We start from the raw sequence: 25,059 nt of genomic DNA on the forward strand, positions 1-25,059 counted from the left end.
CCTCCCTTCAGCAGACAACGAGTTAGACAGGCGATGAGAACCGTCGTTGTCTGTTTGCTGCGTACCTGGCTGGCGGGTACGGCGCGATCGCTGCGCTGGTTCCCGAACTTTCGCCATGCACTGGCTCGTGCGACACACTTCGTTTGCATGCCGGTGGCAAACGTTGCTCGACCAGACGCGCACGCCTGTGACGCACGGCGACACGATCTTGGGTTCGTCGGTGCACAAGTCGCCGAGGCGATGACCGATCTAATGGGCCGGATGGCGACAGGCTCGGCGAATGCACACCGCTGGTCGCGCTGATGTCGGCTTATGGCCGAAAGCCGCCCTTGTGCCAGGCAACCTTCGGTGCGCCTGTAGACTGCAAGCCCGTTCCACCTGGCGCAGATATGTCGAATTTCAGTTCCGTCCTCAAAGGCGAGATCGCTCGCGTTGCTCGGAGGGAGATCAAGAGCGCGGCCGATCCCCTGCGGAAAGCAAACGCGAACTACCGTCGGGAGATTGCAGAGCTGAAGCGACAAATGTCGGCTTTGCGGAAGGAGCTTCGCTCTCTCTCGAAGGCGCCGCAGGAAGGCGCACCTCTCGCGGCGGAAAAGGCGGGCGGGACGCGATTTAGCGCAAAGGGCCTGAAGTCGCTCCGGGCGCGCCTTGGATTATCGGCAGCGGACTTCGGCCGCCTGGTTGGAGCCAGTGGTCAGTCGATCTATAACTGGGAAGCCGGAAAGGCAGTCCCACGCGCGAACCAGCGGGCGGCGATTGCCTTGGTTCGCGGACTTGGAAAGCGCGAAGCCGCCAAGCGTCTCGAAGCGTTGGCATAAGCGGTCTGACGCGCTCGCGGAGCGCCGCCACCGTGGAGTCTCCTATCGGAGACTTCATATGGCACCCAGACGTACACCTTGGAACAAGGGCAAGCTGGTCGGGCAAAAGGCACCGCTCCGGCTAAGCGAGATCTGGTCTATCCGGGTGCGCCTGCAGCTCGCGGGCAATCTCCGCGACCTCGCACTGTTCAATCTAGCGATCGACTCGAAGTTCCGCGGCTGCGATCTAATTGCCCTTCGGCTCCGGGACATCTCCCACGGGAATGCGATCGCCAAGCGAGCCATAATCCTTCAGAAAAAGACGGGCCGACCGGTCCAGTTTGAGCTAACTGACCTGACGCGAGCCGCCGTGGCCCAATGGGTCCATGAGGGACATCTTAATCCCGCGTCATATCTGTTCCCAGGGCGATGCCGTGAAGCCGGGCACCTTTCAACGCGACAGTACGCGCGCATCGTCTCTGCATGGGTCGCCGCCATCGGACTGGACCGCCACGCCTATGGGACACACAGCATGCGTCGGACGAAGGCTTCGCTGATCTACCGGCGCACGAAGAACATACGGGCCGTGCAGATATTGCTTGGTCACACCAAGCTTGAGAGTACGATGCGATATCTAGGCATCGAGGTTGAAGATGCGCTCGAGATGGCCGAGCAGACCGAATCCTAGTCGTACGGGCGCACAGCCGCCGTCAGACGCCGAGACGGCGGCTTTCGACCCGAAGCGGACATGCGACATTGACCAGGGCAAACGGGGACCCGCGCTGTCCCGGGTGCCTGCTGTTTGCACCGCGCGCCTCGTTGGCTAGCTCGCGTGCGTGGACGTGCCCGACGGCCAAGCCAGCAGCACAACGCCCGCCGCCACGAGCGCAAGCGCGAACCACTCCCGCGGGGTGGGGCGCTCGCCGAGGAAGGCGTAGGCGAACAGGCCGACCAGCACCACGCTCAGCTTGTCGACCGGCGCCACCTGCGAGGCGGCGCCGACCTGCAGCGCACGGAAGTAGCACACCCACGAGGCGCCGGTGGCGAGCGCGGACAGCGCGAGGAACAGCAGCGTGCGGGGCGGCAGTGCGCGCGGGTCGGACCATTTGCCGGTGCCGCCAACGAACACCGCCAGTACCGTGAGGATCAGACCCGTGCGCAGCAGCGTGGCGAAGTCGGAATCGATGCCCTGGATACCGACCTTCGCGAAGATCGCCGTCAATGCAGCGAATACCGCGGAGAGCATCGCCCATGCGAACCACGTCGGAAACGTCGTCATGCCGCCCTCTGCTGTTGCCTGGAAGTCGGGACGATAGAGGATTACGCGCGGTGAGCCGGTGTGCATCGCGGGGCGCGCGCCAACGTGCCGGCACCGCGCCACGTCGCCCGGCTATCGGGAGTGCGACAGGCCATGCATGAATCAGTGCCCCCGCTCCGCTGCCCGCTGCGGAAACAGCGCGACACACAACGCGATCGCGACCAGCAGCACGGCCGAACCGGTGTAGCGGCTCAGCTCCAGTCCGCCCTTCGCATGCGGCTTGTCGAGAAAGTCCCCGACCACCGCGCCCAACGGTCGCGTCAGCACGAATGCGGCCCAGAACAGCGCCGTGCGCGACAGCCGCGTCGTGAAGTACAGCAGCGCCGTCAGCGCCAGCAGGCCGCCGAAGATCGCGATGCCGCCGGTGTAGCCCAGGCCCTGCGTATCGGCCACCCAGTCGCCCAGCGCGGTGCCCAGCGTCTGCGAGAACGTGATGGTGAGCCAGTAGAAGAGTTCGGACCGCGCATCGCGCACGCTGTCGACGGCGATGGTGCCGGTACTGCGGTACCAGGTGAACAGCGCGGCCAGCAGCAGGCCGAGCAGCAGCGTCGAGCCGCCGGTGTATCCGATGCCGAGCGCGCGCGTCACGAAGTCGGCGAGCGTGGTGCCGACGGTAGTGCTGGCGACGATCGTGGTCCAGTACAGCCAGGGATGGAACCGGCGGGCGCGGATCTGCACAGCGACGGCGGCGCCGAAAACCAGCGCGAAGATCGCGGTGCCGACGAGGTAGCCGGAGACGCCCGCGCCGCCCGCCTCCGGCGTGGTCTCGCCCAGCCAGCTCATCGTGACCGCATCCCCGCCGATCTCGCCGAGGGTCGTGGCGAGGATCTTGATGATCCAGAACGCAAGGGTGATGGCGGGCACCTTGCTCAGGGCGTGTTCGACGCTCCGGTTCATGGTTGGACATCCGTTCGGGAAGCCGGTGGTGCGGGCAGCGCAAGCCGGCCGCTGCGATGGCCGATCCACGCCAGCAGGCCGTTGACGCCGGTCGCCAGCAGCAGCCCTGCGCAGGCCGCGGCGATCACGTCGGTCGGCCAGTGAACGCCGAGCACGAGGCGCGAGAGGCCCACGAGCCCGACCCAGACGATCGCGAGCACCGTCGCCGGCCGGCGTGCCTGCGGTCGCACGCGGGCCACGGCGAGGCAGGCCGCGGTCGCCACCGCCGCCGTGCTCAATGTGTGGCCGCTCGGGAAGCTCGATCCCCAGAACCACTGCGTGGACCACAGGTCGGGGCGTGCGCGGCCGACCGCAGTCTTCGCCACGTAGATGACGAGGCCGGCGACGGCGGTGACCGTCGCCAGCTGCAGGGCTTCGAAGCGGTGCCGCCGCCACAGCAGCAGGGCCACCGCGATGGCGACGCAAGGCACGATCCAGTGCGACGATCCGCTCTGCGTCGCCACGTCGAACAGCGGCGACAGGCCTGCAGGCACCGCGCCGTGGATGGCCAGGAGGATGCTGCGGTCGATGGCGGTGCTGTGCTGGCCCAGCACCTCGCCCGTCACTTCCACCAGCACCACCGCCGCGGCCACCAGCAGCAGCAGGCCCACGCGGCGTCGATGGAAGCCCGCGGCCCAGCGGTCGTGCCGCCTGCTGAGCACCGAGAGCGCGGCGAACAGGCCCAGCACGACGGCCGACAGCTCCGCGGCTTCCCTCAGCGCGGCGTGCATCATTTCACCGCGATCGGCGGCGGCGCATCGAAGTCGCGCATGCCGCCATTGGCGAAGCTGTGGGCGGCGTGCTGGTATAGCGCGACGGCGCGCAGCGTGAGGCGCGGATCGTCGGCGGCGGCAGGCTGCGGCAGGTCGTCGCGCATCGCCGGCTGCAGCGTGGTCACGCGCCGGTGTGGCGCGAGCTGCACGAGCCGGCCGTGCTGGATCAGGCCGAGCAGTTCGTACGTCCCGATCAGGGCGCGGTCCGGCGCCTGCTGGAAGACGTCCACGCCGTAGAAGCGGCTGCGGTAGTCGAAGCCCAGCAGGCCGAGCAGCGTGGGCGGCAGGTCGATCTGGCTGACGAGCCCGTCGAATCGCCCGGGGGCCACATGGCGCGGCGAGTAGACCCACAGCGGGATGTGGTAGCGGAAGGCGGGCAGCGCGGCCTTGCCCGCGCTCGAGGCGCAGTGGTCGGCGGTGATCACGAACACGGTGTCCGCGAACCACGCATGCGTACGCGCGCGGCGCAGGAAATCGCCGATCGCCCAGTCGGTGTACTGCACGGCGCTCTCGCGCTGTTTCTGCGGCCACGGGCCCCGCCCGGCGGGGAACGTGTAGGGGCGGTGGTTCGACGTCGTCATGACGTGCGCGAAGAAGGGTTTTCCGGCTTGATGCGCCCGGTCGAAGCGCGACAGCGCCATCGAGTACAGGTCCTCGTCAGCCACGCCCCAGATGTTCTCGTGGTGGATCGACGCGTCGGGGATCTCGGTGCGGTCGTGCACCGCATAGCCGTTGTGCCCGAAGTAGGCATTCATGTTGTCGAAGGCGCCGTAGCCGCCGTACAGGAACTCAGACGCGTAGCCCTTGGTGTTGAAGACGCGGGCGAGCGTGAACAGGCCCTCGTTGTGCGGGCGCTTGACGATCGACTCGCCCGGCGTGGGCGGCACCGACAGAGACAACGCCTCCAGCCCGCGCACCGTGCGGGTGCCGGTGGCGTAGAGGTTGGTGAACACGAGACTGCGCGACGTCAGCGCGTCGAGCTGGGGCGTGAGCGAGTCTTTGCGTCCATAGGTGCCGGAATAGTCCGCCGAGAAGCTCTCGACGCTGATCAGCACCACGTTGAGCCGGCGTTCGGGGGCAAGGTTGTGGATCGTGCGATCGAGCCCGGTGACGCCAAGGAAGGTCGCATCCGGCGTCGCCACGCTGCGACGCACTTCGGCCTCGGCGTCCGCATCGGGAAGGGTGCGGTAGAAGCGGTCGAAGTCGAGCGATGCGCTGAGGTAGGCGGCGAAGAACTGGTAGATGCCGTTGCCGGCCAGCTCGTCGGCATAGGCATTGCTGCCGCGATCCTTCAGGTCGGCGCTCACCAGCGCGGACACCGCCACCGCCGCGAGCGCCCAGCCGGCGGGGACGGCGATGCGCTGCAGCGCGGTCGCCGGCTCGCCCTGCACCCGGCGCAGCCCGCGCGTCGCCCACAGCAGCAGCGCTGCACTCGCGGCGATGCCGGCGAGCAGCAGGCCGACCGGATACGACTGCCGGATGTTACCGATCACCTCGGTGGTGTAGACGAGGTAGTCGACTGCGATGAAGTTGAAGCGCGCTTGGAACTCCTGCCAGAACGTCCACTCCGACACCGCCACGAACAGCAGGCCCAGCAGCAGCAGCGCGCACATCGCTTCCAGCACGAACCGCCCAACGCGGCCGCGACGTCCGCGCAACGGCACCACGGCCGCCAGCAGCACCAGCGGCAGCGCGACATAGGCGAGCGTCGCGACGTCGTACGCGAAGCCGACCGCGAAGAGCTTCGCATCGGCAACACCTGCCGGAATCGCATGGCCGATGTCGATCCGCAGCACCAGCCGCACCAGCGTCTGAATCGCGAGGAAGGTGCAGGACCACCACACCACGGGGCGCCATCGCCCCGGAATCGTCGAGAACATCGCGCCGCCGGTCGCCAAAACGCCAGCCTGGGCGGCGGCGCGTAAAGCCGCCTCAGGTGCGTCTCAGGCGGCCGTTAAGCGCTGGACGCCGTTCATGGCAGGCTACCGGCATGCCTCCCGCAACGCCCGATGCCCCCGCGCGCGTGCTCCTCGTCGAGGACCAGCACGACATCGCCGCGAACATCTGGGACTACCTCGAACGTCGCGGCTACGAACTCGACCATTGCGCCGACGGCGCCAGCGGACTCGCGAGGGCGCGCCGAGGCGGCTTCCGGGTGATCGTGCTCGACCTCGGCCTGCCGCGGCTCGACGGGCTCGACCTGTGCCGCCAGTTGCGCGAGGCGGGCGACGGCGTGCCGATCCTGATGCTCACCGCGCGCGACACACTGGAGGACAAGCTGCGCGGCTACGCCGAGGGCGCCGACGACTACATGGTCAAGCCGTTCTCGCTGCAGGAGCTCGAGGCACGTATCCGTGCGCTGCAGCGCGGCTTCTCCGGTGCGACGCGGCGCCAGGCGCCCGGCGAGCTGCACTACGACCGCCGCACCATGACCGCTTCGCGCGCGGGGCGCGAGATCCCGCTCACGCGCACGCAGGGCAGGCTGCTGGACGCGCTGCTCGCCGACGCACCCGCGATCGTCGGGCACGAACGCCTGCTTGCCGCCGGCTGGGACGATGGCGATGCCGACCTGCCTGCCCTCCACCAGCAGATGTACGAGCTGCGCAACCTTGTCGACCGCCCGTTCGATCGCGCGCTGATCGCGTCGGTGCGCGGCGTCGGCTATAGGATCCTGTCGTGAGGCCCGCACCCGCCTCGCTGCGGCGTCGCGTCGCGCTCGCGTCCGCGGCACTGGGCCTCGCCGTCTGCGGCCTGCTGGTGGCGGCCGTGCTGGTGGTCACCGAGGACTACGAGACCGTGCTCGCGCGCGAGCTGCTGCGCGGCCAGGTGGACGACTACGTCCTGCGCGTCGACAACGGACTGCCCGCCGCACTGCCGCGCACGCAGCGGCTCGCGGGCTATCGCGACGACGCGCCGGCATGGCTCGCGCGCCTGCCGCCCGGCATGTACGAGGACCTGCAGTACGAAGGCCAGCATGCGGGCGTGTTCGACACCCGCGCCGGGCGCCTTCGCGTGGTGATCGATTTGTCCGACATCGAGCGCCTCGAGCTGCACCTCCATGCCTGGCTCGCGGGCTTCGTCTCGCTGGGCGTCGCGCTGTCGGCACTCGTCGGGTGGTGGCTGGCCGGGACCGCCCTGCGTCCGCTCCGCCATCTGGCCTCGGCGGTGGAAGGGCTTCATGGCACGCCGGCACGGACGCGCCTCGCCGCGCATGCGCCGGACGACGAACTCGGGCGCCTCGCGCGGGCCATCGATGATTACCAGGCGCGCCTCGCCGCAGCCGACGAACGCGAGCAGGCGTTCTTCGCGGACGCGAGCCACGAACTGCGTACGCCGATCGCAGTGGTTCGCGGGGTCGCGGAAGTGCTTCTTGATGACCCGGTGCTGGCGGCATCCGAAGGCACACGTCTCGGACGGCTGGACCGCGGCGTCCGTGAACTCGGCGACCTGACCGAGGCGTTGCTCGCCGTCGCGCGGCGGCGAGAGGTGCGCTGCGTCCCCTGTGATTTGGCGGCGATGGTCAACGAAGCAGCCCGCGACGTGTCGCCCGCGGCACCCGTCCACGTCATCGTTCCCGAAGCGACGGCGCCCCTGTTGGCGGGAGCCGAACTGCCGCTCCTTCTCAGGCTCGTGCTTCGACAGCTGAGCCGTAGGGATGTAGCGGTCACCGCCACCGTGATGCGTGATTCGATCCGGATCGGATGGGCGTCATCGACGGCTGCCGAAAGCGAGGAGTACCCGCATCCTCCGATATCGCCGATCGTTTCGCGTCTCGCCGAGCTGAACGGCTGGGCAGTAAGCGCGACCCTTGGCCAGATCGTGCTTGCCCCGCGACATGGCGGCGAAGAACGCTGAACGGGCTGGTTCGCGGGCTGCTGTCGACACGTCGATGCGCACACGGCCCGTCTGGCCGGGACTGGATGTCCGATACTAGCGGATAGCGGACGTGCAACGCGCCTACGATTCGCGAAATGGCCTTGGCCTTCAATCACTCATGAAGCTTCGTTCTCGGCGAGTGCAGGCGTACGCGGCGCTGGGCCTCGCCGCGCTGGCGATCTTTATTTGGTCCGCATGGTTGCGCCCGATCGGTGCGCGCACGGGCCCCACGCCTGTCGCGCTGGATGACGGCTGGGCGCGCTCGACCCCCGCGGCCGAAGGACTGGACGATCGCGAATTGCTGGATGCGATGCAGCGCCTGCTCGACCGAAGGCTCAACGTGCACGCCGTACTCGTCGAACGCCACGGCCGCCTCGTCGCCGATGCGTATCAGGGCGGGCGGGACCGGTCGGTGTATTCGCTGCTGTCGGTGCGGCAGGAGTTCGGTCCGGCGACGATTCACGACGTCCGCTCGGTCGGAAAGTCGGTCACCAGCCTGCTGTACGGCATCGCTTTGGCGGAGGGCAACGCGCCGGACCCGGCCACCTTCGTTGGCGACGCTTTCCCACAGCTGAAGGGGGCAGCATCAGCGAACGAGCGCCGCATCCGTGTTCGGCACCTACTGGATGTGACTAGCGGGCTCTCCTGGAAGGGAGGCGGAATCGGAATCAACGACGAGCTGAGGTTGTTCTGGAAGCAGGACCTGCCCGGCTACGTGCTCGACCGACCGATGGCGGTCGAGCCGGGGACGACGTTCAACTACAGCGGCGGCTGCACGGCATTGCTGGCGCAGATCATCACTGATCGGACCGGCCTGCCGATCGACGAATTCGCGAATGCGCGCCTGTTCACCCCGCTGGGCATCCGTTCCTGGGAGTGGGTGCGCGATCTGCACGGCCGCCCAATGGCCTTCAACGGATTGCGCCTTCGGCCACGCGATCTGCTGAAGTTCGGACGACTTGTGCTGGCCGATGGGCGATGGAACGGCCGGCAGCTCGTGACTGCGAAGTGGCTACGAGACTCCTGGGCGCCAGGCTTGGCGACAGACGTCGCCGATTTTCGCTACCACGGGCACTGGTGGTCAGGAACTACGATGTGGGAAGGCCGCCGCGTTGCGTGGGATGCCGCATTCGGAAATGGCGGGCAGCGACTCTTCGTGATCCCCGAGCGCGACCTGGCGATCGTGACGGCCGCCGGCGCGTATGACGAGGTGCCGACGGGCGTTGCCGTCAATCGGTTCGTACAAGAGGTGGTCGCCGCGGTGCGGAACTAATTTTCCAGTTATTCGCTGGTCGGGATGCCTGCTTTCGACCCGCAGCGGTCGTTCCGGTAAGCGGCTAATGAGTGCTTTACGCGCTGTCGTTACACGCGGACTCGAAAAGCTGCCCGATGTCGGGTGCCCCCGCCCCCGTCGTTGACCACACCCAACCCAGCGTCGAGGTGTTTTCAGCCGCGGACTGAAGTAACAACGTGGGGGGGGTGCCCGGCACGCAGATCGGCATACCTTCGAATGCGCCCTGGTTGCGGCCGAAGTTCAAGGTGAGAATCGCGAAGAGCTGCTCGCCCTCGATACGCCCCGCAGCGCCGTACAACGTGCGTTTCTGCACAGGGCCGATGGCGATGACCTATCCCGACGGTGGCCGCGTCGTCGCCATATGCGCGAACGGCGGAGGCAGCCACGCGCGCGCGGCACGGGTTAACTCGGCAGGTTCGCCCGCGGTGTGCCAAGGGTAGTAGACCTTTGGATCCGCACCTCGCCGAACCTCGTGGGCGATGCGGCGCAGGTAGTGTTCGTCGAACAGGTAGCGACGCGCACCGACCCGGTAGGCGAACAGCCTTAGGGCGATACCGCTGCACCCGCCGATATAGCCTGGAGTCTCCGGCTTGAGCACGATCCAGCCGCCCTTCATGCGATAGCGGCCGCTGAAGGCTTCGACAAAACCCACGTCTCCACCGTTATCGGGGAAGCAATTGCCGCTGCTGCTGCCGTCGTAGTCGAATTTACCTGTGGGATACAGCATGAGTTTTCCGGAACCGGCGATATAGCTTCCTGCCCAGTCGGCTGATGGACTGCGTGCCTCGGCAGGCAATGCTTGAAGACATAGCGCGGACAGGGCCACGCGCAGCGCCATCGCAAACATGGTCGGCATCGTTAGTCTCCAGGAAGTCGATGGACAGTGCCGGTCCGGATCGAGTCGACGCCCGCGTTCCGCTCACCGCGTCGCCGGAATGCTCCCTCGGACCTCTATGGTCCTCCAACGGCCGGCCACCGTCCTAGGGGTTAACCGTCCACGTTCCGTCGTGCGCAGGCACCGGATGATGCAGGCGCAGTCATGTCAGGCGGGCAACCGTGCGCCTGTGCTGGGGCGGCAGGCCCAGGCGGAAACGTCTGCTGCTGGCCGGAAGGAGACATGATCGACATCAGCGCCGCGGTCAGCCTCGACGGGTGCTGGTGATCCGTCCGATCGGTACACGCACCCGACTGATCGATGAGCGCTGCCGCGTGCACGACCTCACGCTGTAAGGCTTACGAAGTGACTTGCAATGGCAACAGCCTAAGAACCCGCTTTTTTCTAGGGCATTTTCGCAGGTCGAAGGAATCTATCGCCATATGGCCGACGCTGCCGAGGAAAGTAGCGCCTTAAGGCTGCCGATCGATAGCCGTCGGACGCACTCGTAATCGTGGCGCCTTGGTGGGTCGGCCTCTTCACTTGAGGCTTTTGGCCGAACCCACAGGGCGAACCGGCAACTCTAGGTCCGCCCTGTGATAGGGGACCAATATGCCGCTGAAGACACCGGCAAAAAGGCGGGTGGGCATTTCGCGTGGGGGACACGCGACGACTACTGTGGTCGGGAAAACCCAGCGCGACGCGCGCAAGCCGACGGTACTCGACAGCACAGCCGGGCGAGCACCCGAAAAGTGTGCTCCGAAACAAGCCGGCGAGATCACGAGATCCAGAGCCGTAAGCAAGAAGGTTACGGGCAAGAAGATTGCAGCCAAAAGGGTTGCGGCCAAAAAGTTTGCGAATAGAGAGGTTGCTGGCAACACGACCGCAACCCGCGAGGCTGCTGCCAAGAAGGTTGTGACGAAGAAGGTTGCAACCAAGAGGGCCGCAAAAAAGATTGAAGGTGTGAAGCGGGCTGCAGCTCGCAAAAGCAGCGCGGGACGCGGACCGGGAGGGGGCCGAAGCACGTGACCCCGCGCTACGGCAGTGGGCGTGATGCATTAATCGCCGTTGAAGAGGGTTACAACTACTGGTCCGGCCGGCTTACCGAGAGCAGCTTTCATTTGTCGGTCGCTGTCATCGCGGCCAACTGGGCCTGCTTTGAAAATGCGCAAGGCATCAGACAAAACTCTTGGGCGGTCTTCTCGATCGCGCTGGTGTTTCTTTCGTTATTCATTTCGCTGGTAGGCGCAAAGCGAATGAGTGAGGCGCATTTCGAGCGCTACATTGAGTGCGAGAACGATCCCTCCCGGTGGGATGCGGAACACACACAGTTTTCGAACGCACGCCACCCTTGGCCATTTACGGTTGAGATTGAGTTAACTGGCTGGTTCCTGCGAGTTGCAAAAACCTGGTTGCCTGTCGCGTCCGCAGTGGCACTTTTGGTGGCGGTGCTGTCGCGCGCGCCCACCGATGCGGTGAAGCCATCAAATTACGACGGCGTGGCAGATGTTCAGGTGCGGTCTACTCGGTCTGAATAGCCAGCAAGCGTAGGGAGACGGGCGTCTGCGTGCACTTTTCCTCGCCTATGCCGGTCAAACAGTATTCGAAGACCAGTAGGGCGGCGCACAGCACGCGCCGTCGTCGCCCGAGGCAGCAGGCCGAGTGTGGCGATGGCGGCAGACTCACTCGATCGCGAGCTTTAGATTCGTCGGGGAAGCTGCTTACTTTTCGTTACTTTTCTTTGCAGCAGCAAAGAAAGGTGACTCGGGCGCGCCAGCGCACGAAACGCTCTCCAGCCCTGAGCCGGGAGCGCTGAACCCCATGGCCCGACCCCACCCGTTCGCATCTGGACCGCCGGCCCACGTGCCGCAACACCGTGAGCATCCATGCGCTTCATCAGCACGCTGCGGCAAGCCCGCCCTTTCGCATTGACCGCAGTTGCGGTCCTGTCCACATCCGGCGCCGCCGGTGCCGAGCCGCCGCCCTACACGCAGCCGGCTGAAAACTTCCTGACCACGCACCGCGTCGAGGACGCGAAGGTCACCCGCGAAGTCCTCTACGACCACCCGGTCTTCCGTCACCACCGCATCTGCGTGGAGGGCCCACTGCCCGCCGCGGGCTTCGACGCCCGCTATGTCGACATCCGCCTGCGCCGCGGGGAACCGACGCAGCTGGACGTCCTGCTCAAGCCGGTCGTCGAGCCGAATGGACACGTCTGCGCGCTTGTCTCCGCTGCCGTCGCCATCGAGCCCCAGTTGACGATCGAGATTCGTGACGTACGCCAGCCGTACGAGCATGACCTGTACTACGAAGGACCGCTGCTGGCGATCCCCGCGAAGAAGCTGCCGTAGGCACGGCAGTAGAAGAAAGGGTCGAAGCTCAATGACCCTGAATCGGAGTGGGCTTTTTCTCTGCCTCGACGACGGGACAGCAACGTGAGACCCGAAGGGCGGCCGACAGGACGTCGGCCGTCGCCACCCGAGGCAGGAGGCCGAGTGTGGCGATCGCTAGAACCCGACACGTGGGAGCTGTAGATTCCTCGGGGAAGCTGCTTTCTTTTGGTTACTTTTCTTTGCAGCAGCAAAGAAAAGTGACTCGGGCGCGCCAGCGCACGAAACGCTTCTAAAGGGATCCGGTGAGCGACGTGCAACCCGCCGCGCTCGACGGCCGAGACCTCGCCCGCGAGGTCCCCGACCCGGCCACCGACATCCAGAACGCCACGCACGAGGTCCCGGACCTCGCCGCTGACGTCCGAAACCTCCCAACTGACGTTGGCGACCTCACCCATGACGTCGGCGACCTCGTTCACGACGTCCTTGACCCGACGCATGACGTCCAGAACGTCGCAAATGACGTCAATGACCTCATGCATCACGTCATTGACGTCATGGACGGACCAATCGAACCGCCTTGGATCGGGAGCCGGCAGCGGTCCGGGTCGCCGGGTCATCCCGGGTACCGTCCGCCGATCGACACCCCGCGGTATTCGGTAGCGCCGCGCATCGCTGCCCGACGTCCGACAGGATGAGGAGACGAACTCGCCACGTCGCTTCTCCGCGACGCAGGCTCAGGTCCGCGCCGTCGCTTCCGCAGCCGCGAGCATGTCGCGCAGCGTCTCGTCGAGACTGTAGTCGGGCCACTCCCCCACCGCCGCGCGCAAGCGGTCGTTGCTTCCGACCAGTCGCCGGATCTCGTTGGGACGCACGAATTCCGGGTTGACCGCCACGTCCATCGCGTGGCCCGTGATGGCCTCGAGCCTGGACACGATCGCGCGCAGGGTCGTGCCGCGACCGGAGCAGACATTGAAGACGCCTCCGTCCACGTTCGCGCTGTCCAGCAGTGCCGCGTAGATCGACGAGACACTGCGGACGTCGAGGAAGTCACGCTCGACATCCAGGTTGCCGAGCTCGATGCGGGTTGCGCGCGCGGCGAAGTGGTCGACGATCTTCGGAACCAGGAACTGCGATGCCTGCCCGGGCCCGGTGTAGTTGAACGGCCGGGTGATGACGCACGCCAGCCGGTCGCGATACACGGAGGCCACCGCCTCCATCGCCAGCTTGCTGGCGGCATAGTGGTTCAGCGGCGCCGGTGGAACCGCCTCGTCGATGAACTCCGCTGCGGCGTTGCCGTAAACGTTGGCGCTGCTCGCGAGGATCACCCGGCTCGGGCGACGCGGCAGGGCCGCGAGCGCTTCAAGCAGGTTCAACGTCCCGAGCGTGTTCGTCCGGTAGATGCCCTCGGCATCGGCGTGCGGGACGAAGGTGATCGCCGCGAGGTGGATGACGTAATCCGGAGCGACGTCGCTCGCGAGGTCGCGCATCGCCGTGGCGCTGGTGATGTCGGCCGTGCGTTCGTCGGGCCCGGCCTCGCCGTCGTTGATCAGGCCGACGACGTCGTAGCCCCGAGCGAGCAGCGCCTTGCGGACATACCGCCCGGTGAAACCGCGGCTTCCCGTCAGCAGGACCCGGCTAGTAGGACCGGCCATCGGCGACCCGGCCCAGATCCGCTTCGACCATCATGCGGCACAGCTGCGACAGCGAGGTTCGCGGCGCCCAGCCCAACTCGCGCCGCGCCTTGTCGGCACGGCCCTGCAGCCGTTCGACTTCGGCGGGCCGGTAGTAGCGCGGATTCACCCGGACCAGCACTTCGCCGGTCGACGCATCCCGCCCGAACTCGCGTTCCGCCTCGCCTTCCCATGCCAGCGTGCGGCCGACGACGCCGAACGCCATCGTTACGAAGCCGCGCACGGTCTCGACGCCGCCGGTGGCAAGCACGTAGTCGCCGGGGCGTTCGGTCTGCAGCATCCGCCACATCCCGTCGACGTAGTCGCCGGCAAATCCCCAGTCGCGTTCCGCGTCGAGGTTGCCCAGCTCCAGCAGGGCCGCCTGGCCCGAATGGATGCGGGCCACCGCATCGGTGATCTTGCGCGTCACGAATTCGAGGCCGCGCAGCGGGGACTCGTGATTGAACAGAATCCCGCTGACGCAGAACATGTCGTAGGACTCCCGGTAGTTCACGGTCATCCAGTGCGCGTAGAGCTTCGCGACCCCATAGGGGCTGCGCGGATAGAACGCCGTCGACTCGTCCTGCGGGACGGTCTGCACCTTGCCGAACATTTCCGACGTGCTGGCCTGGTAGAAGCGGATCGACGGGTCGACCGCGCGCATCGCCTCCAGCATGTTCACCGCGCCGAGGCCGGAAATCTGGCCGGTATTGACCGGCTGGTCGAAGGACACGCCGACGAAGCTCTGCGCCGCGAGGTTGTAGATCTCCTGCGGCCGATGGCGCTGCAGAAGCCGCTGGCACGAGCCCGGGTCGACCAGGTCGTGCTCGACCAGCTCCAGCGCAGGGTGCGCCGCGACGCCCAGGTGCCGTAGCCGCCAGAAGTTCACGGAGCTCGTGCGGCGATACGTGCCCACCACGCGATAGCCCTTCTCCAGCAGCAATTGCGCCAGGTAAGCGCCGTCCTGCCCGGTGATCCCGGTGATCACCGCGGTCTTCGCGGCCGCGTCGGGGCGTGCGCTCACTTGGAACACCCCAGCAGCTCATCGAAATAGGCGATCGTCTTGAGCAGGCCGGCGTCCAGTTGCACGGTCGGCGTCCAGTCCAACTTGCTCTGCGCGAGCGAGATGTCCGGTTGCCGCTGCAACGGGTCGTCCGACGGCAACGGCCTGAACTCGATCCTGGATTTCGAGCCCGTCAACTGGATGATCTTCTCCGCCAGTTCGCGAATCGTGAACTCACCGGGATTGCCGAGGTTGACCGGACCGGTGAAGCCGTCTTCGGTGTCCATCAGCTTGAGGAAGCCGTCGATCAGGTCGTCGACGTAGCAGAAGGACCGCGTCTGCTGTCCCTCGCCGAAGATGGTGATCGGCTGGCCCTGCAGCGCCTGCACGATGAAGTTCGACACCACGCGGCCGTCGTTGGGATGCATCCGCGGGCCGTAGGTGTTGAAGATGCGGGCGATCTTGATCGATACGCCGTGCTGTCGCTGGTAGTCGAAGAACAGGGTCTCCGCGCACCGCTTGCCCTCGTCGTAGCAGGAACGGATCCCGATGGGATTCACGTTCCCCCAGTAGGCCTCCGGCTGCGGATGGACCGACGGGTCCCCGTAGACCTCGCTGGTCGACGCCTGGAAGATCGGGCAGCGCAGGCGCTTGGCCAGGCCCAACATGTTGATCGCGCCATGCACCGACGTCTTCGTCGTCTGCACCGGGTCGTGCTGGTAGTGCACCGGCGATGCGGGGCACGCGAGGTTGTAGATCCCGTCGACTTCCACGTACAGCGGGAACGTCACGTCGTGTCGCATGAACTCGAAGCGCGGATTGGCATGCAGGTGTTCGATGTTGCGCTTGCTGCCGGTGAACAGGTTGTCCGCGCACACGACCTCGTCGCCGCGTTCCAGCAGGCGATCGCACAGGTGCGAGCCGAGGAAGCCGGCGCCACCGGTGACCAAAATCCGTTTCCTGGCTTCGTAGTTTCTCATCGGGCCCGCGTCCATTTGAGTGCATCGCGTGAATCATGTCCGGACGGCATCGGTGTGCGATGCGCGTGCGGGCATTCGAAGTACAGCGGCGAAACGACCTGCCTGCCGCTGCGCGCTTTCAGTAGGCGTTGTGGTGGACCAGCACGCGCACGGTCTGCAGCAGGATGCGCAGGTCGAGCCCGAGCGACCAGTTGTCGATGTACTCCAGGTCCAGCCGGATTCGGCCGTTGATTTTTTCGGGCGTATCCGTTTCGCCGCGGAAGCCGTTCACCTGCGCCCAGCCGGTGATGCCCGGCCTCACCTTGTGGCGGAGCATGTAGCGTTCGATCAGCTTCCGTTGCTCTTCGTTCATGGCGACCGGGTGCGGCCGGGGACCGACCAGTGCCATGTCGCCCCGCAGCACGTTGAACAGCTGCGGCAGTTCGTCGAGCGAACTGGCGCGCAGGAAGGCACCGAAACGGGTGACGCGCGCATCGTTGCGCGTGGCCTGCCGGAAGGCGGCGCCGTCTTCCATGACGGTCATGGTCCGGAACTTCCAGATGTGGAAGATCCGTCCGTTCAATCCGTAGCGCTGCTGGCGGAACAGGATCGGGCCCGGCGATGACAGCCGCACGCCGATCGCGATCAGCAGCATCGGGAGGCCGGCCAAGAGCAGCAGCACCAGCGATGCGACCACGTCCGAACAGCGCTTCAAGGCGCCACTGACGCCGGTACCCGGGGCGTCGACCACATTGACCAGCGGTATGTTGCCGAGGCGATCCCAGCGCGCGTGCAGGAGATCGAACCTGCTGAAGTCGAGGGCGAAATAGATCGACACGGTGGTGTCGCTCAGCAGGCACATGAAGCGCTTGATGCGCTGCTCAGCCGCCATCGGCAGCGCGATGTAGATGACATCGACGCCGCCTGCACGTGCGAGCTCCACCAGGTCGTCGATCTTCCCGCTGAGTTCGAAACCCTGTTCGAGGTCCACGCGAGTGGCGTCGGGCGCGCGGTCGTCGAAACAGCCGATCACCTGCAGCCTCATCCACCGCGCGTTCTCGAGGTTCCGGGCCACCTGGGCGCCCATGCGCGTGGCCCCGACGATCGCCACGCGACGCATCCCGTGCTTGCCGATCGGCGTCAGGCGCCAGTGTGCGCGCACGAGCAGGCGCATCCCGACCATGAGGGCGATGGCTACGCCGCACCACACCGCCACCACCTTCACCGGAACGACCTGCAGGCGCTGCATCAGGTAGATGGCGAGCACCAGGAACAGGACACTGCTGCCCCAGCTGCCCACCAGCCTGCGTATTTCCGACCACAGCGTGGGGATGTGCCCGCGGTCGTGGTAGAGGCCCCAGCGCACGGCCGCGAGCGGAAAAATCAGCAGGGCGAGCAGCCCGTACACGGTCAATTCGGGTGCGATCGGCGTCGAGAGCAATGCACACGACAACGGGATGGCGACGATGATCGCGCCTGCATCGAGGAGACGCGCGAAGCCGGCCTGCCCGGAGTCGGGCGGTCGAATGTTCCCGCTTGGCGGTCTGTTCACTGCAACCCCCGCTGCATCCTTCATCACGATGAAGGCCCTTGAAAAGCAGGTCAGGGCCGTGGGGACACGAACCGCGTCGACGCACCGCCAACCTGCACGTGGACAGGCCGACCCGTATTCAAAAAGTTTTCCCCGACGCTACGTCTTCATCGAACCGAACGCCCTTCCCCGGCGCACGTTGACGTATACACCCGATGTTAGACTCTCGGTCGATTGATGTCACGCCAGGGGGCTGTCGACAAGGTCCACGTCTGTTGCGAAAACCGCGACAGGCGTCGTGTCGCCTTGCCATCGCCTCGACCCGTCCGCACGTTCTCCGTGTCCGCCATGAAAATAGCGATCTACCACCCTTGGATCTACGTCAAGAGCGGCCTCGAGCGGACGATCATGGAGATCAAGTCGCGCAGCCGGCACGACTGGGTCATCTACACCAGCCATTACAGCCCCGACGGGACGTATCCCGAACTCAAGTCGATGGGCGTGGTCGAGCTTGGAAAGGTCTCGGTCGAGCGTCGATACGGCGCGGTTCTGCGAGCGGCGTGGCGGATCGGTCGCACCAAGCTCGATTCGAGCGCGCACGACGCGGTGCTGGTCTGCTGCGATGGGCTCGGCAGCTTCATCAACTTTCGCAACAGCGACAAGCCGGTGGCGTGCCTGTGCTTCACGCCGCTGCGCGCGGTGTACGACAGCGAATACAAGAAGCGCCACCTGGCACGGTACGGATGGTTGCGCCCGTTGCTGTCGGCATTCGAGTTCGGCTACCGGCTGATCGACAAGCTGGCGTGGCGACGCTACGCGCATGCGTTCTGCATTACCGAGACCGTCAAGAAACGCGTCACCGATGGTGGCTTGTTTCCGGCAGCGGGCATCGAGATCGCCCATGCAGGCATTACCGGCGAGCGGATCGAACCCAGCGATGTGTTCGAGCCCTTCTTCTTCCTGCCGGGGCGGATCATGTGGACCAAGAACATCGAGCTGGGGATCGCCGCGTTCAAGGCCCTGCACGCGCGAACGGGCCGCGACATCGAGCTCGTCGTAGCCGGGATGGTGGATCGCAAGAGCCAGCCGTATCTGGAAAAGCTGAGGGAACTCGCACGCGGCGCACCCATCCGCTTCGAAACCGACCTCACCGATGCGCAGATGAAGGACTACTACCGGCGCTGTCATGCGACGCTCTTCACCGCGTTCAATGAAGACCAGGGACTGACGCCGCTCGAGGCGGGCACGTATGGAAAGCCGGTGGTGGCGGTGAACCGCGGCGGGCCCACGGAAATCATTCGCGACGGTGTCACCGGCTACCTGGTGGAGCCCGAACCCGAGGCGTTCGCCGACGCGATGCAAAGGCTGCTCGATCACCCGGAACAGGCGCGTCAGCTCGGCCTGGCGGGGGCGGAGCGCTGCCGGCTGTTTACGTGGGATGCGTTCGTCGAAAAGATCGATGCCTACTTCGACACTCTGCAGGCTCGATCCGCGAACGAACCCGTCGCGCATTCGCGCTGACTCCCGCGTGCAGCCACCGCACGGACCCGAGGCCCCAATGTCGATGCACGACCCGAGCACCCCACGAGGCGATCAGGCCGTCGAGCCAGCCGGCACCGGGCAGGTCACGGTCATCATCCCGACCTACAACCGCGCCGCCGACCTGCTGCGCGCCCTGCAGGCGCTTGCGCTGCAGACCTGTCCGGGCGTTCGCGTGCTGGTCGTGGACAACAGCTCCACCGACGGTACGCAGGAGCAGGTGACTGCACTCATTCCGCAGTGGAAGGGCCGGCTCGGCTACATCCGCAGGGAACCGAACGGCCCGGCGAGTGCCCGAAACACGGGCCTCGCGGCGGCGACGACGCCTTACGTGCTGTTCCATGACAGCGACATCGAGTTGCCGCCGGACTGGATCGCGAACGCAGTGCTCCGCATGCGGCAGGCACCCGAGCTGGGCGCGGTCGGGGGTCATATCCTGTATGCCTTCGACGAAGATCGCGTCAACGCCTACGGCGGGGACATGGGCCTGCTCGGCCTGGCCTGGGATGTCGACGAGGGCACTGCCCTCGACCGCGGCAAGCCACCGGCCCATCGCATCTGGATCAACTGTTCGGCGATGCTCGCGGACGCGGACGCCGTTCGCCGGGCCGGCGGTTTCGACGAGACGTTCTTCTACGGCTACGAGGATTCCGACCTCGGGTGGCGCTTGTGCCTCACCGGTCGTCCCGTATCGGTGTTCCCGGAACTCGAGGCGCGCCACCATGTGGATGCCGATCCGGGCTTCGCGCATCCGCAGATCGTTTTCCACTATTGCAAGAACCGACTGCGCACCATCCTGAAGAATGCGGGCGGCTGGCATCTTCCACTCATGCTCTGCGGCTATGCGCTCTACACCCTGGCCGACATGGTGCTGCGCGCACCGCGCGCGCCCAAGTGGCGCGCCCTGGCATGGAACCTGTCGAACCTGGGCGAAACGCTGGCACTGCGAAGGCAGGTGCAGGCGCGCCGGGCCGTGCCCGATGCCGCCGTGCTGGCGCGCGGCGGCGGGCGCTGGGGGCCGCCGAGCCGCCTCGCAGGCAGGCGGCGTCGCCCTGCGACGTCGGACCTGCAGGCCGACACGGCGCAGCCCGCGGCCACCATCACCGATGACCGGCTCTGAGCGGGCCGTCGTGCGTATCGCCATCACCAATCCGTATGCATGGCCGCATGTGCGGCGCGGATCCGAGCGGCTGCTGGACAACCTCGCCCGCGACCTCCGCAGTCGCGGCCACGCGGTCACGGTGCACGCCATGGCCCCGCACGCGGGCGTCGAGGACCGGGATGGCGTCGAATACCGGTTCATCCGCCAGCGCGGCCGACCCGTGCCGCGGCAATTCAACGAGTTGCACGCGTTCGCCATCCGTTTGCAGGCATCGCTCGCACGCAGCGATGCGGACGTCGTTTTCTGCCTGAACTACTTCGATGCTTACGCGGCGTTGCGCGCCCGGGCGCGGTTCAACAAGAGCTATCGAGTCGTGTTCATGTCGGTGGGGATCCCGACCCGGGCCTATTTCCGCGCGGTTCCGCTGGATGCGTGGTTCATGCGCACGGTGCTGCGCCACGCGGACGCCGTGCTGGTCTTGAGCCGGTTCGCCCGTGACTGCCTCAAGCGGGACTGGAACGTGGACGCGGACGTACTGCCGCCACCGGTGGAAACCGCCCGGTTTGCAACCGACTGCGGAGCGCGCAGCGAGCCCGCACCACACGGACCCTGCCTGCTGTTCGTCGGCGACGTCGACGAGGCGCGCAAGGGGGCAGCACTGGCGTGCCGTGCTTTCGCACGGATCCGGCAGACGTACTCCGATGCGACGCTGGTCTTCGCCGGTCGGGCAAGCGAGGCACGGCAGTCGGCGCTGCTCGAGCTGGCGGGCGACGCAGGCACGCGCGACGCGATCAAGTTCAATGGGCTGGGCCAAGTCGATGAGCTGCCTGCCCTTTTCCAGTCCGCGTCGGTGACCGTGCTGCCATCGGTGTGGGAAGCCTTCGGCCTCGTGCTGGTGGAATCGCTGTCCGCCGGTACGCCCGTCGTCGGCGCCCGGCATGGCGGCATCCCGGACATCATCGACAGCGACCTGGTGGGCGAGTGCTTCGACCCTGCCCCGTTCGATCGGGAATCGCACAACGTCGATGGGCTGGTCGCTGCCCTGCTCTCGGTCCTGGCGCGCGGGAAAAGCGCGACCGTTCGCGCGGCCTGCCAGGCGCGCGCCGAAGAGTTCAGTTGGGCGCGCCTGGGCCCCCGCTACGAGCAGCGCCTGCTCGCGCTGGTCACGCAACCGACGCGCAGCACGTCATGAACGCCTCGATGCCGCCGTTGGTCAGCGTGATCATCCCCACGCACGGCCGCAAGGCCCTGCTCGCGCGCCTGCTCGACTCGCTCGCCCACCAGACGCTGGACCCCGCGCACTTCGAAGTCATCGTCGTCCACAACCACACCCCCGATGGCACCGAAGAAATGGCGACGCGGTGGTGCGCGGACCAGCCGTTCGACGCCTTCTACTTCAAGAAGGATTACCCGGGTCCGACCCGGTCCCGGCAATTCGGAGCCTCCGTCGCGAGAGGCCAGTTCCTCGCCTTCATCGACGACGACTGCATGGCGACGCCGGACTGGCTCAAGGCGGGGCTTGCGGCGTTCGGGCAGCCAGCCGCACAGGGTTCCGACCCCGTCGGCCTGGTGCAGGGCCAGACATTGCCGATGCCGGACCAGTCGCAGAGCTTCCCGTGCAAGACCGTGTCCGTCCGCGGGCCGACCGTCTTCTTCGAGACCTGCAACATCTTCTACCGCCGCGAGGCGTTCGATTCGGTCGGCGGCTTCTCGGCGGACTTCCTCGACCTGTTCTACGGCGAGGATTCGGACCTGGGCTGGAAAGTCACGCAGGGCGGCTACCGGGGCACATTCGCGGCCGATGCGCTCGTCCACCACGAAGTGTTCCGGGTCAGCTTCCGGAAGTGGTTGGCCGAGCCGCTCTATTTCCGCAACTTGCCTTCGCTGGTACGCAAGCATCCGGGCCTTCGGCGGCATATGTTCTTGCGTTATTTCCTGACCCGCGAAACATTCCTGTTCAATCTCGCGTTGCTGTCGCTGCCGCTCGTGGCCGGCCGCTCGCTGTTCGCCGTGCCGTTCATCGCACCGTACCTCGTCGCGCGGTTCCTGAGCGGCGGTCATGTCGGCGGCGTCATGCCACGTCTGGCGCGCGTCGTGGTGGGCGTGCCACGCAGTTTATGTACCTGGTATGCGCTCGTCTCCGGCTCCATCCGCGCGCGTTGCGTACTGCTGTGAGCAACGTCCGGCCCCTGCACATCCTGCTCGTGCATGAGCGCTTCCCGCCCGACTACGCCGGCGGTGGCGAATACGTGGTGCTGGAGACCGCGCGTCACCTGCAGGCCCGGGGCCACGTCGTGCGCGTCCTCACGGCCGGCGATCCGGCGATCGGTTCGTTCGAGGGGATCGCGACCCGGCGCCTGCCCGTGTCGCGCTACCGGTTCAACGGGGCGTGGCGCGAGGTGGCGGCCATGGCCTGCGACGCCGACCTCATCCACTGCTTCACGTATCACTCCGTCGTGCCGGCACAGAAGGCCGGGCGCGCGCTCGGCAAGCCCGTGGTGCTGGAAGTGCTCGCCCTGTTCGATGACGTCTGGCTGGAAATGCGCGGGCCGGTGGTCGGTCGCGCATTCCGGGCGATGGAAAAGTTCCTGCTGCGCCTTCCCCTGGCCGGTCGGATTTTCCTGAGCGACGACTCGCTGGCCCTGGCGCGCAGCCTCGGGTCGGCACGGCCCGACGATACCGTGATCGCCCCGGGCATCAGCCTGGCCGACTACCACGCCGCCGCGGACAAGCCGTATGTGCTGTTTGCCGGGAAGCTCGATGTTCGCAAGGGGATCGACGTCGTGCTGCAGGTGGCGGCGAACATGCCCGATGTCCCGTTCCGGATCATCGGCTGGGGCGAGCGCTATGACGACGTCGCGGCCCGCTGCCCGCCCAACGTCGCGATCGAACGCTTCAGGGATCGGCAACACCTCGCGGAGGTGCTGTCCGCTGCCCGCATTTTCCTTTTTCCGACCAAGGCGGAGACCTTCGGCTTGATTGTGGCGGAGGCCATGGCGTCGGGCTGCGCCGTGGTATCGACCTCGCCGTTGCCTTTCGCCGGCGAAAAGATCGTCGCGGACGACGCCGACGCGGCGACCCGCGCAGTGGGCGCGTTGTGGAAGGATCCCGTGCGTTGCGCGGAGGCGGGACGGCAGAACCTGGCCACGGCGAGGATGTTCACCTGGGACGCCCACGTGGACGCCCTGGAACGCCTCTACGCACGCGTCCTGGATCGCCCATGAAACTCCTGGTGATCGTGTCGCGCGACTATGGCGAGCTGGGCAACGCCATGAACTTCCTGGAGCGTACGCCCTTGGCGACCGCGCCGGTGCTGATGTTGCCGGTCGGCATGCAGGAACCCGGCCTGGCCGCCGGTGCTTTCGACATCCGGCGCTACGAATCCCTGAACGAGATACAGGCGTCGGTGCGTGAGACCGAGCCCGATGCCGTCCTCCTTTTTTCGGGCTACCTGCTCGCGATCGGTCGCCGCTTCTCGCTGTTGCACGCCCTGCAGCTGTTGCGGTTCCTGCGAGCGCGCGGAACGCCGGTGCTGACCAGCGACCCCTTCATCGGCATGATCCGAAGCCCCTGGAGCCTGGATTTTTCCGTGGTGCTGGCCAGCCAGCCGGGCATGGGGCGCGGCCTCAGGCGGGCGTCCATCGCCTTGATGTCGAAGGCACTGTCGCTGCGCATCTACCTGATGCGCCGCGCCCTTCGAGGCGCCTGCCACGTGTATCCGGCACCCATCGAGGAGCCGGCAGCGGGTGGTCGGACCCTGCAGTTGAACTACTTCAATCCCGACCTGGCGCGGGCGTCGCAGTCGCAGGCGGCGCTCGCGCCCGGCAAACCGCTGTGGGTATTCACCCTCTCGCGCGTGGATTGCCTCATCCAGACCCGGCGCCACGGCAGCGCGTTCATCGAACACCTAGCGGCACGCCTGTCCGAGGTGGCGGCTTCGGGGCGACAGGCCGTCCTGGTCGCGACGCCGGAACTGGCCGCGCAACTGCGGCCCAAACTGGCCGAGGGCGCGGACGTCATCCTGCGCGGCGAAGAATCGTATTCGCGCTACATGGCGACGTTGATGGCCGCGGAATACGCGTTCTTCTGGAACTATTTTTCCTTCTCGATCATTCACCGGGTGATCGCCGGGCGCCCGGTGTTCTTCTTCGACGAAGGCCATATGGTCGAGATCCTTCCAGCCTTGTCGCAGCAAGGCATTCGGAGTTTCTACGGGGGATGGCGGCCACCGTTGCGGCGGCTGTCCGACCCGCTCCAGCCGGCGAGTCTTGCCGTCGATGCGCTGGACGTGCGCCGGGAGTTCGCCGCCATCACGGCGCGGTTGACGACGGGCATGGCGCCCATTCCGTTGGTACAGCTCGCGCGCGAACGGCACGCCGCTAGCGAATGAGCGAGATGTTTCGCGCGCGCAGGCTGGAGACCGAGGACGGCCGGCTCCGCGGCCCGCGAAGGACCTGGTAGTCCTTCGTATCGCGGGTGACGACCGCACCCGTGCCGATGAGATTGTGGCTGCCGATGTTGACGAACGGCGCGATGGTCGCGTTGAGCCCGATGAAGCTGAAATCACCGATCGTCGAGGAGTCGCCGATCACCGCGCTGGTGATCCACGCATGGTTGCCGATGCGCACCTTGAGCGCGATACCGCAATTGCTCCACAGCACCGTGTTGGCGCCGATGCTGACGCCCGGGTGGATCATCACGTGGTCCATCACCATGGTGTTCGGGCGTATCACCAGGTCCCGGTGCACATGCGCACGCGTGCTGAGGAAGCTGGCCAATGTGTATCCGTCGGCCTGCACGCGCGCCACGCGCTCGGCCCTCGCGGTGTTGATCCGGGCGACGCCGATGGCCACGAAAATGTCCGCATCCTGCGGCGAGACGGTTTTTCGCAGTTCTTCGTAGGCGATGACGGGAAGGCCGCAGAAAGTGGTTTCGACGAGGTACTCCGCGTCGACCGTAAAGCCGGCCACCTCGTACTCGCTGTCCTCCGTGAAGAAGTAGTGGCACATCTCCGCGAAGTTCTGCGCGCCGAAGATATAGAGCTTGCGCGCCAT

The 25,059-nt window shown here is 66.4% G+C and carries 25 protein-coding genes; 15 read left to right on the top strand and 10 right to left on the bottom strand.

Annotated features, from left to right (window positions below):
• Positions 1–389: 389 nt before the first annotated feature.
• Both ACY35P_RS01060 and ACY35P_RS01065 read left to right on the top strand, forming a co-directional pair.
• Positions 390–818, top strand: a complete 429-nt coding sequence (locus ACY35P_RS01060) for a helix-turn-helix domain-containing protein (RefSeq protein ID WP_462113961.1) — start codon at positions 390–392, stop codon at positions 816–818.
• A gap of 58 nt (positions 819–876) precedes the next feature.
• A complete protein-coding gene (locus ACY35P_RS01065; RefSeq protein WP_462113962.1) occupies positions 877–1,485 on the top strand; it encodes a tyrosine-type recombinase/integrase in 609 nt (202 codons plus the stop codon).
• A gap of 135 nt (positions 1,486–1,620) precedes the next feature.
• Here the strand turns inward: ACY35P_RS01065 and ACY35P_RS01070 are convergent, their stop codons facing one another.
• The 4 genes from ACY35P_RS01070 to ACY35P_RS01085 form a co-directional block, all read right to left on the bottom strand.
• A complete protein-coding gene (locus ACY35P_RS01070; protein WP_462113963.1) occupies positions 1,621–2,076 on the bottom strand; it encodes an EamA family transporter in 456 nt (151 codons plus the stop codon).
• Between the two features lie 141 nt (positions 2,077–2,217).
• Complete coding sequence (locus ACY35P_RS01075; protein ID WP_462113964.1) at positions 2,218–3,012, bottom strand: COG4705 family protein; 795 nt, start codon at positions 3,010–3,012, stop codon at positions 2,218–2,220.
• Positions 3,009–3,782, bottom strand: coding sequence for a phosphatase PAP2 family protein (locus ACY35P_RS01080; RefSeq protein WP_462113965.1), 774 nt, complete (start codon positions 3,780–3,782; stop codon positions 3,009–3,011). Before ACY35P_RS01080 ends, ACY35P_RS01075 begins: the two co-directional genes overlap by 4 nt.
• On the bottom strand, positions 3,782–5,704 hold the full coding sequence (locus tag ACY35P_RS01085) for an LTA synthase family protein (protein WP_462113966.1): 1,923 nt from the start codon (positions 5,702–5,704) through the stop codon (positions 3,782–3,784). Before ACY35P_RS01085 ends, ACY35P_RS01080 begins: the two co-directional genes overlap by 1 nt.
• A 110-nt stretch (positions 5,705–5,814) precedes the next feature.
• Here ACY35P_RS01085 and ACY35P_RS01090 point away from each other — a divergent pair, with 110 nt between their 5' ends.
• The 3 genes from ACY35P_RS01090 (at position 5,815) to ACY35P_RS01100 (ending at position 8,973) form a co-directional block, all read left to right on the top strand.
• Positions 5,815–6,504 (top strand): response regulator transcription factor, encoded by a 690-nt coding sequence (locus tag ACY35P_RS01090; protein WP_462113967.1) that lies wholly within the window; start codon positions 5,815–5,817, stop codon positions 6,502–6,504.
• Entirely contained in the window at positions 6,501–7,679 is a 1,179-nt protein-coding gene (locus ACY35P_RS01095) for a sensor histidine kinase (protein WP_462113968.1), read from the top strand. The genes ACY35P_RS01090 and ACY35P_RS01095 overlap by 4 nt, the downstream gene beginning before the upstream one ends.
• A gap of 91 nt (positions 7,680–7,770) precedes the next feature.
• Positions 7,771–8,973 carry a serine hydrolase domain-containing protein gene (locus ACY35P_RS01100; RefSeq protein WP_462113969.1) on the top strand — a complete coding sequence of 401 codons (1,203 nt, stop codon included), beginning with the start codon at positions 7,771–7,773 and terminating at the stop codon, positions 8,971–8,973.
• 352 nt (positions 8,974–9,325) lie between these two features.
• Here the strand turns inward: ACY35P_RS01100 and ACY35P_RS01105 are convergent, their stop codons facing one another.
• On the bottom strand, positions 9,326–9,850 hold the full coding sequence (locus tag ACY35P_RS01105; RefSeq protein ID WP_462113970.1) for a hypothetical protein: 525 nt from the start codon (positions 9,848–9,850) through the stop codon (positions 9,326–9,328).
• Between the two features lie 630 nt (positions 9,851–10,480).
• On the opposite strand from ACY35P_RS01105, the gene ACY35P_RS01110 reads away from it, so the two are divergent.
• The 4 genes from ACY35P_RS01110 (at position 10,481) to ACY35P_RS01125 (ending at position 12,896) form a co-directional block, all read left to right on the top strand.
• Positions 10,481–10,897 (top strand): hypothetical protein, encoded by a 417-nt coding sequence (locus ACY35P_RS01110; RefSeq protein WP_462113971.1) that lies wholly within the window; start codon positions 10,481–10,483, stop codon positions 10,895–10,897.
• Positions 10,894–11,406, top strand: a complete 513-nt coding sequence (locus ACY35P_RS01115) for a hypothetical protein (protein ID WP_462113972.1) — start codon at positions 10,894–10,896, stop codon at positions 11,404–11,406. Before ACY35P_RS01110 ends, ACY35P_RS01115 begins: the two co-directional genes overlap by 4 nt.
• A 348-nt stretch (positions 11,407–11,754) precedes the next feature.
• Positions 11,755–12,219 (top strand): hypothetical protein, encoded by a 465-nt coding sequence (locus tag ACY35P_RS01120; protein WP_462113973.1) that lies wholly within the window; start codon positions 11,755–11,757, stop codon positions 12,217–12,219.
• A gap of 284 nt (positions 12,220–12,503) precedes the next feature.
• Positions 12,504–12,896: a DUF948 domain-containing protein gene (locus tag ACY35P_RS01125; RefSeq protein WP_462113974.1), complete on the top strand. Its 393-nt coding sequence runs from the start codon at positions 12,504–12,506 to the stop codon at positions 12,894–12,896.
• 39 nt (positions 12,897–12,935) lie between these two features.
• On the opposite strand, the gene ACY35P_RS01130 is transcribed toward ACY35P_RS01125, so the two are convergent.
• The 4 genes from ACY35P_RS01130 to ACY35P_RS01145 form a co-directional block, all read right to left on the bottom strand.
• Positions 12,936–13,853, bottom strand: a complete 918-nt coding sequence (locus ACY35P_RS01130) for an NAD-dependent epimerase/dehydratase family protein (protein WP_462113975.1) — start codon at positions 13,851–13,853, stop codon at positions 12,936–12,938.
• Positions 13,837–14,895 (bottom strand): GDP-mannose 4,6-dehydratase, encoded by a 1,059-nt coding sequence (gmd, locus tag ACY35P_RS01135; protein WP_462113976.1) that lies wholly within the window; start codon positions 14,893–14,895, stop codon positions 13,837–13,839. Before gmd ends, ACY35P_RS01130 begins: the two co-directional genes overlap by 17 nt.
• Positions 14,892–15,854, bottom strand: a complete 963-nt coding sequence (locus ACY35P_RS01140; RefSeq protein ID WP_462113977.1) for a UDP-glucuronic acid decarboxylase family protein — start codon at positions 15,852–15,854, stop codon at positions 14,892–14,894. The genes gmd and ACY35P_RS01140 overlap by 4 nt, the downstream gene beginning before the upstream one ends.
• 118 nt (positions 15,855–15,972) lie before the next feature.
• Entirely contained in the window at positions 15,973–17,385 is a 1,413-nt protein-coding gene (locus ACY35P_RS01145; RefSeq protein ID WP_462113978.1) for an undecaprenyl-phosphate glucose phosphotransferase, read from the bottom strand.
• Between the two features lie 327 nt (positions 17,386–17,712).
• Between ACY35P_RS01145 and ACY35P_RS01150 the strand changes: the two genes are divergently transcribed.
• Genes ACY35P_RS01150 through ACY35P_RS01175 form a run of 6 tightly spaced genes read left to right on the top strand, consistent with a single transcriptional unit; the run spans position 17,713 to position 24,395 of the window.
• Entirely contained in the window at positions 17,713–18,885 is a 1,173-nt protein-coding gene (locus tag ACY35P_RS01150) for a glycosyltransferase family 4 protein (RefSeq protein WP_462113979.1), read from the top strand.
• 37 nt (positions 18,886–18,922) lie between these two features.
• On the top strand, positions 18,923–20,023 hold the full coding sequence (locus ACY35P_RS01155) for a glycosyltransferase family 2 protein (protein WP_462113980.1): 1,101 nt from the start codon (positions 18,923–18,925) through the stop codon (positions 20,021–20,023).
• A gap of 10 nt (positions 20,024–20,033) precedes the next feature.
• Positions 20,034–21,197: a glycosyltransferase family 4 protein gene (locus tag ACY35P_RS01160; RefSeq protein ID WP_462113981.1), complete on the top strand. Its 1,164-nt coding sequence runs from the start codon at positions 20,034–20,036 to the stop codon at positions 21,195–21,197.
• Positions 21,194–22,180, top strand: a complete 987-nt coding sequence (locus tag ACY35P_RS01165; RefSeq protein ID WP_462113982.1) for a glycosyltransferase family 2 protein — start codon at positions 21,194–21,196, stop codon at positions 22,178–22,180. Before ACY35P_RS01160 ends, ACY35P_RS01165 begins: the two co-directional genes overlap by 4 nt.
• Positions 22,181–22,209: 29 nt before the next feature.
• Positions 22,210–23,229 carry a glycosyltransferase family 4 protein gene (locus ACY35P_RS01170; RefSeq protein WP_462113983.1) on the top strand — a complete coding sequence of 340 codons (1,020 nt, stop codon included), beginning with the start codon at positions 22,210–22,212 and terminating at the stop codon, positions 23,227–23,229.
• Positions 23,226–24,395, top strand: a complete 1,170-nt coding sequence (locus ACY35P_RS01175; RefSeq protein WP_462113984.1) for a hypothetical protein — start codon at positions 23,226–23,228, stop codon at positions 24,393–24,395. Before ACY35P_RS01170 ends, ACY35P_RS01175 begins: the two co-directional genes overlap by 4 nt.
• Here ACY35P_RS01175 and ACY35P_RS01180 read toward each other — a convergent pair.
• Complete coding sequence (locus ACY35P_RS01180; protein WP_462113985.1) at positions 24,385–25,059, bottom strand: PglD-related sugar-binding protein; 675 nt, start codon at positions 25,057–25,059, stop codon at positions 24,385–24,387. The two genes, ACY35P_RS01175 and ACY35P_RS01180, sit on opposite strands and share 11 nt — an antisense overlap.

The organism is Lysobacter xanthus (genome assembly GCF_047159895.1).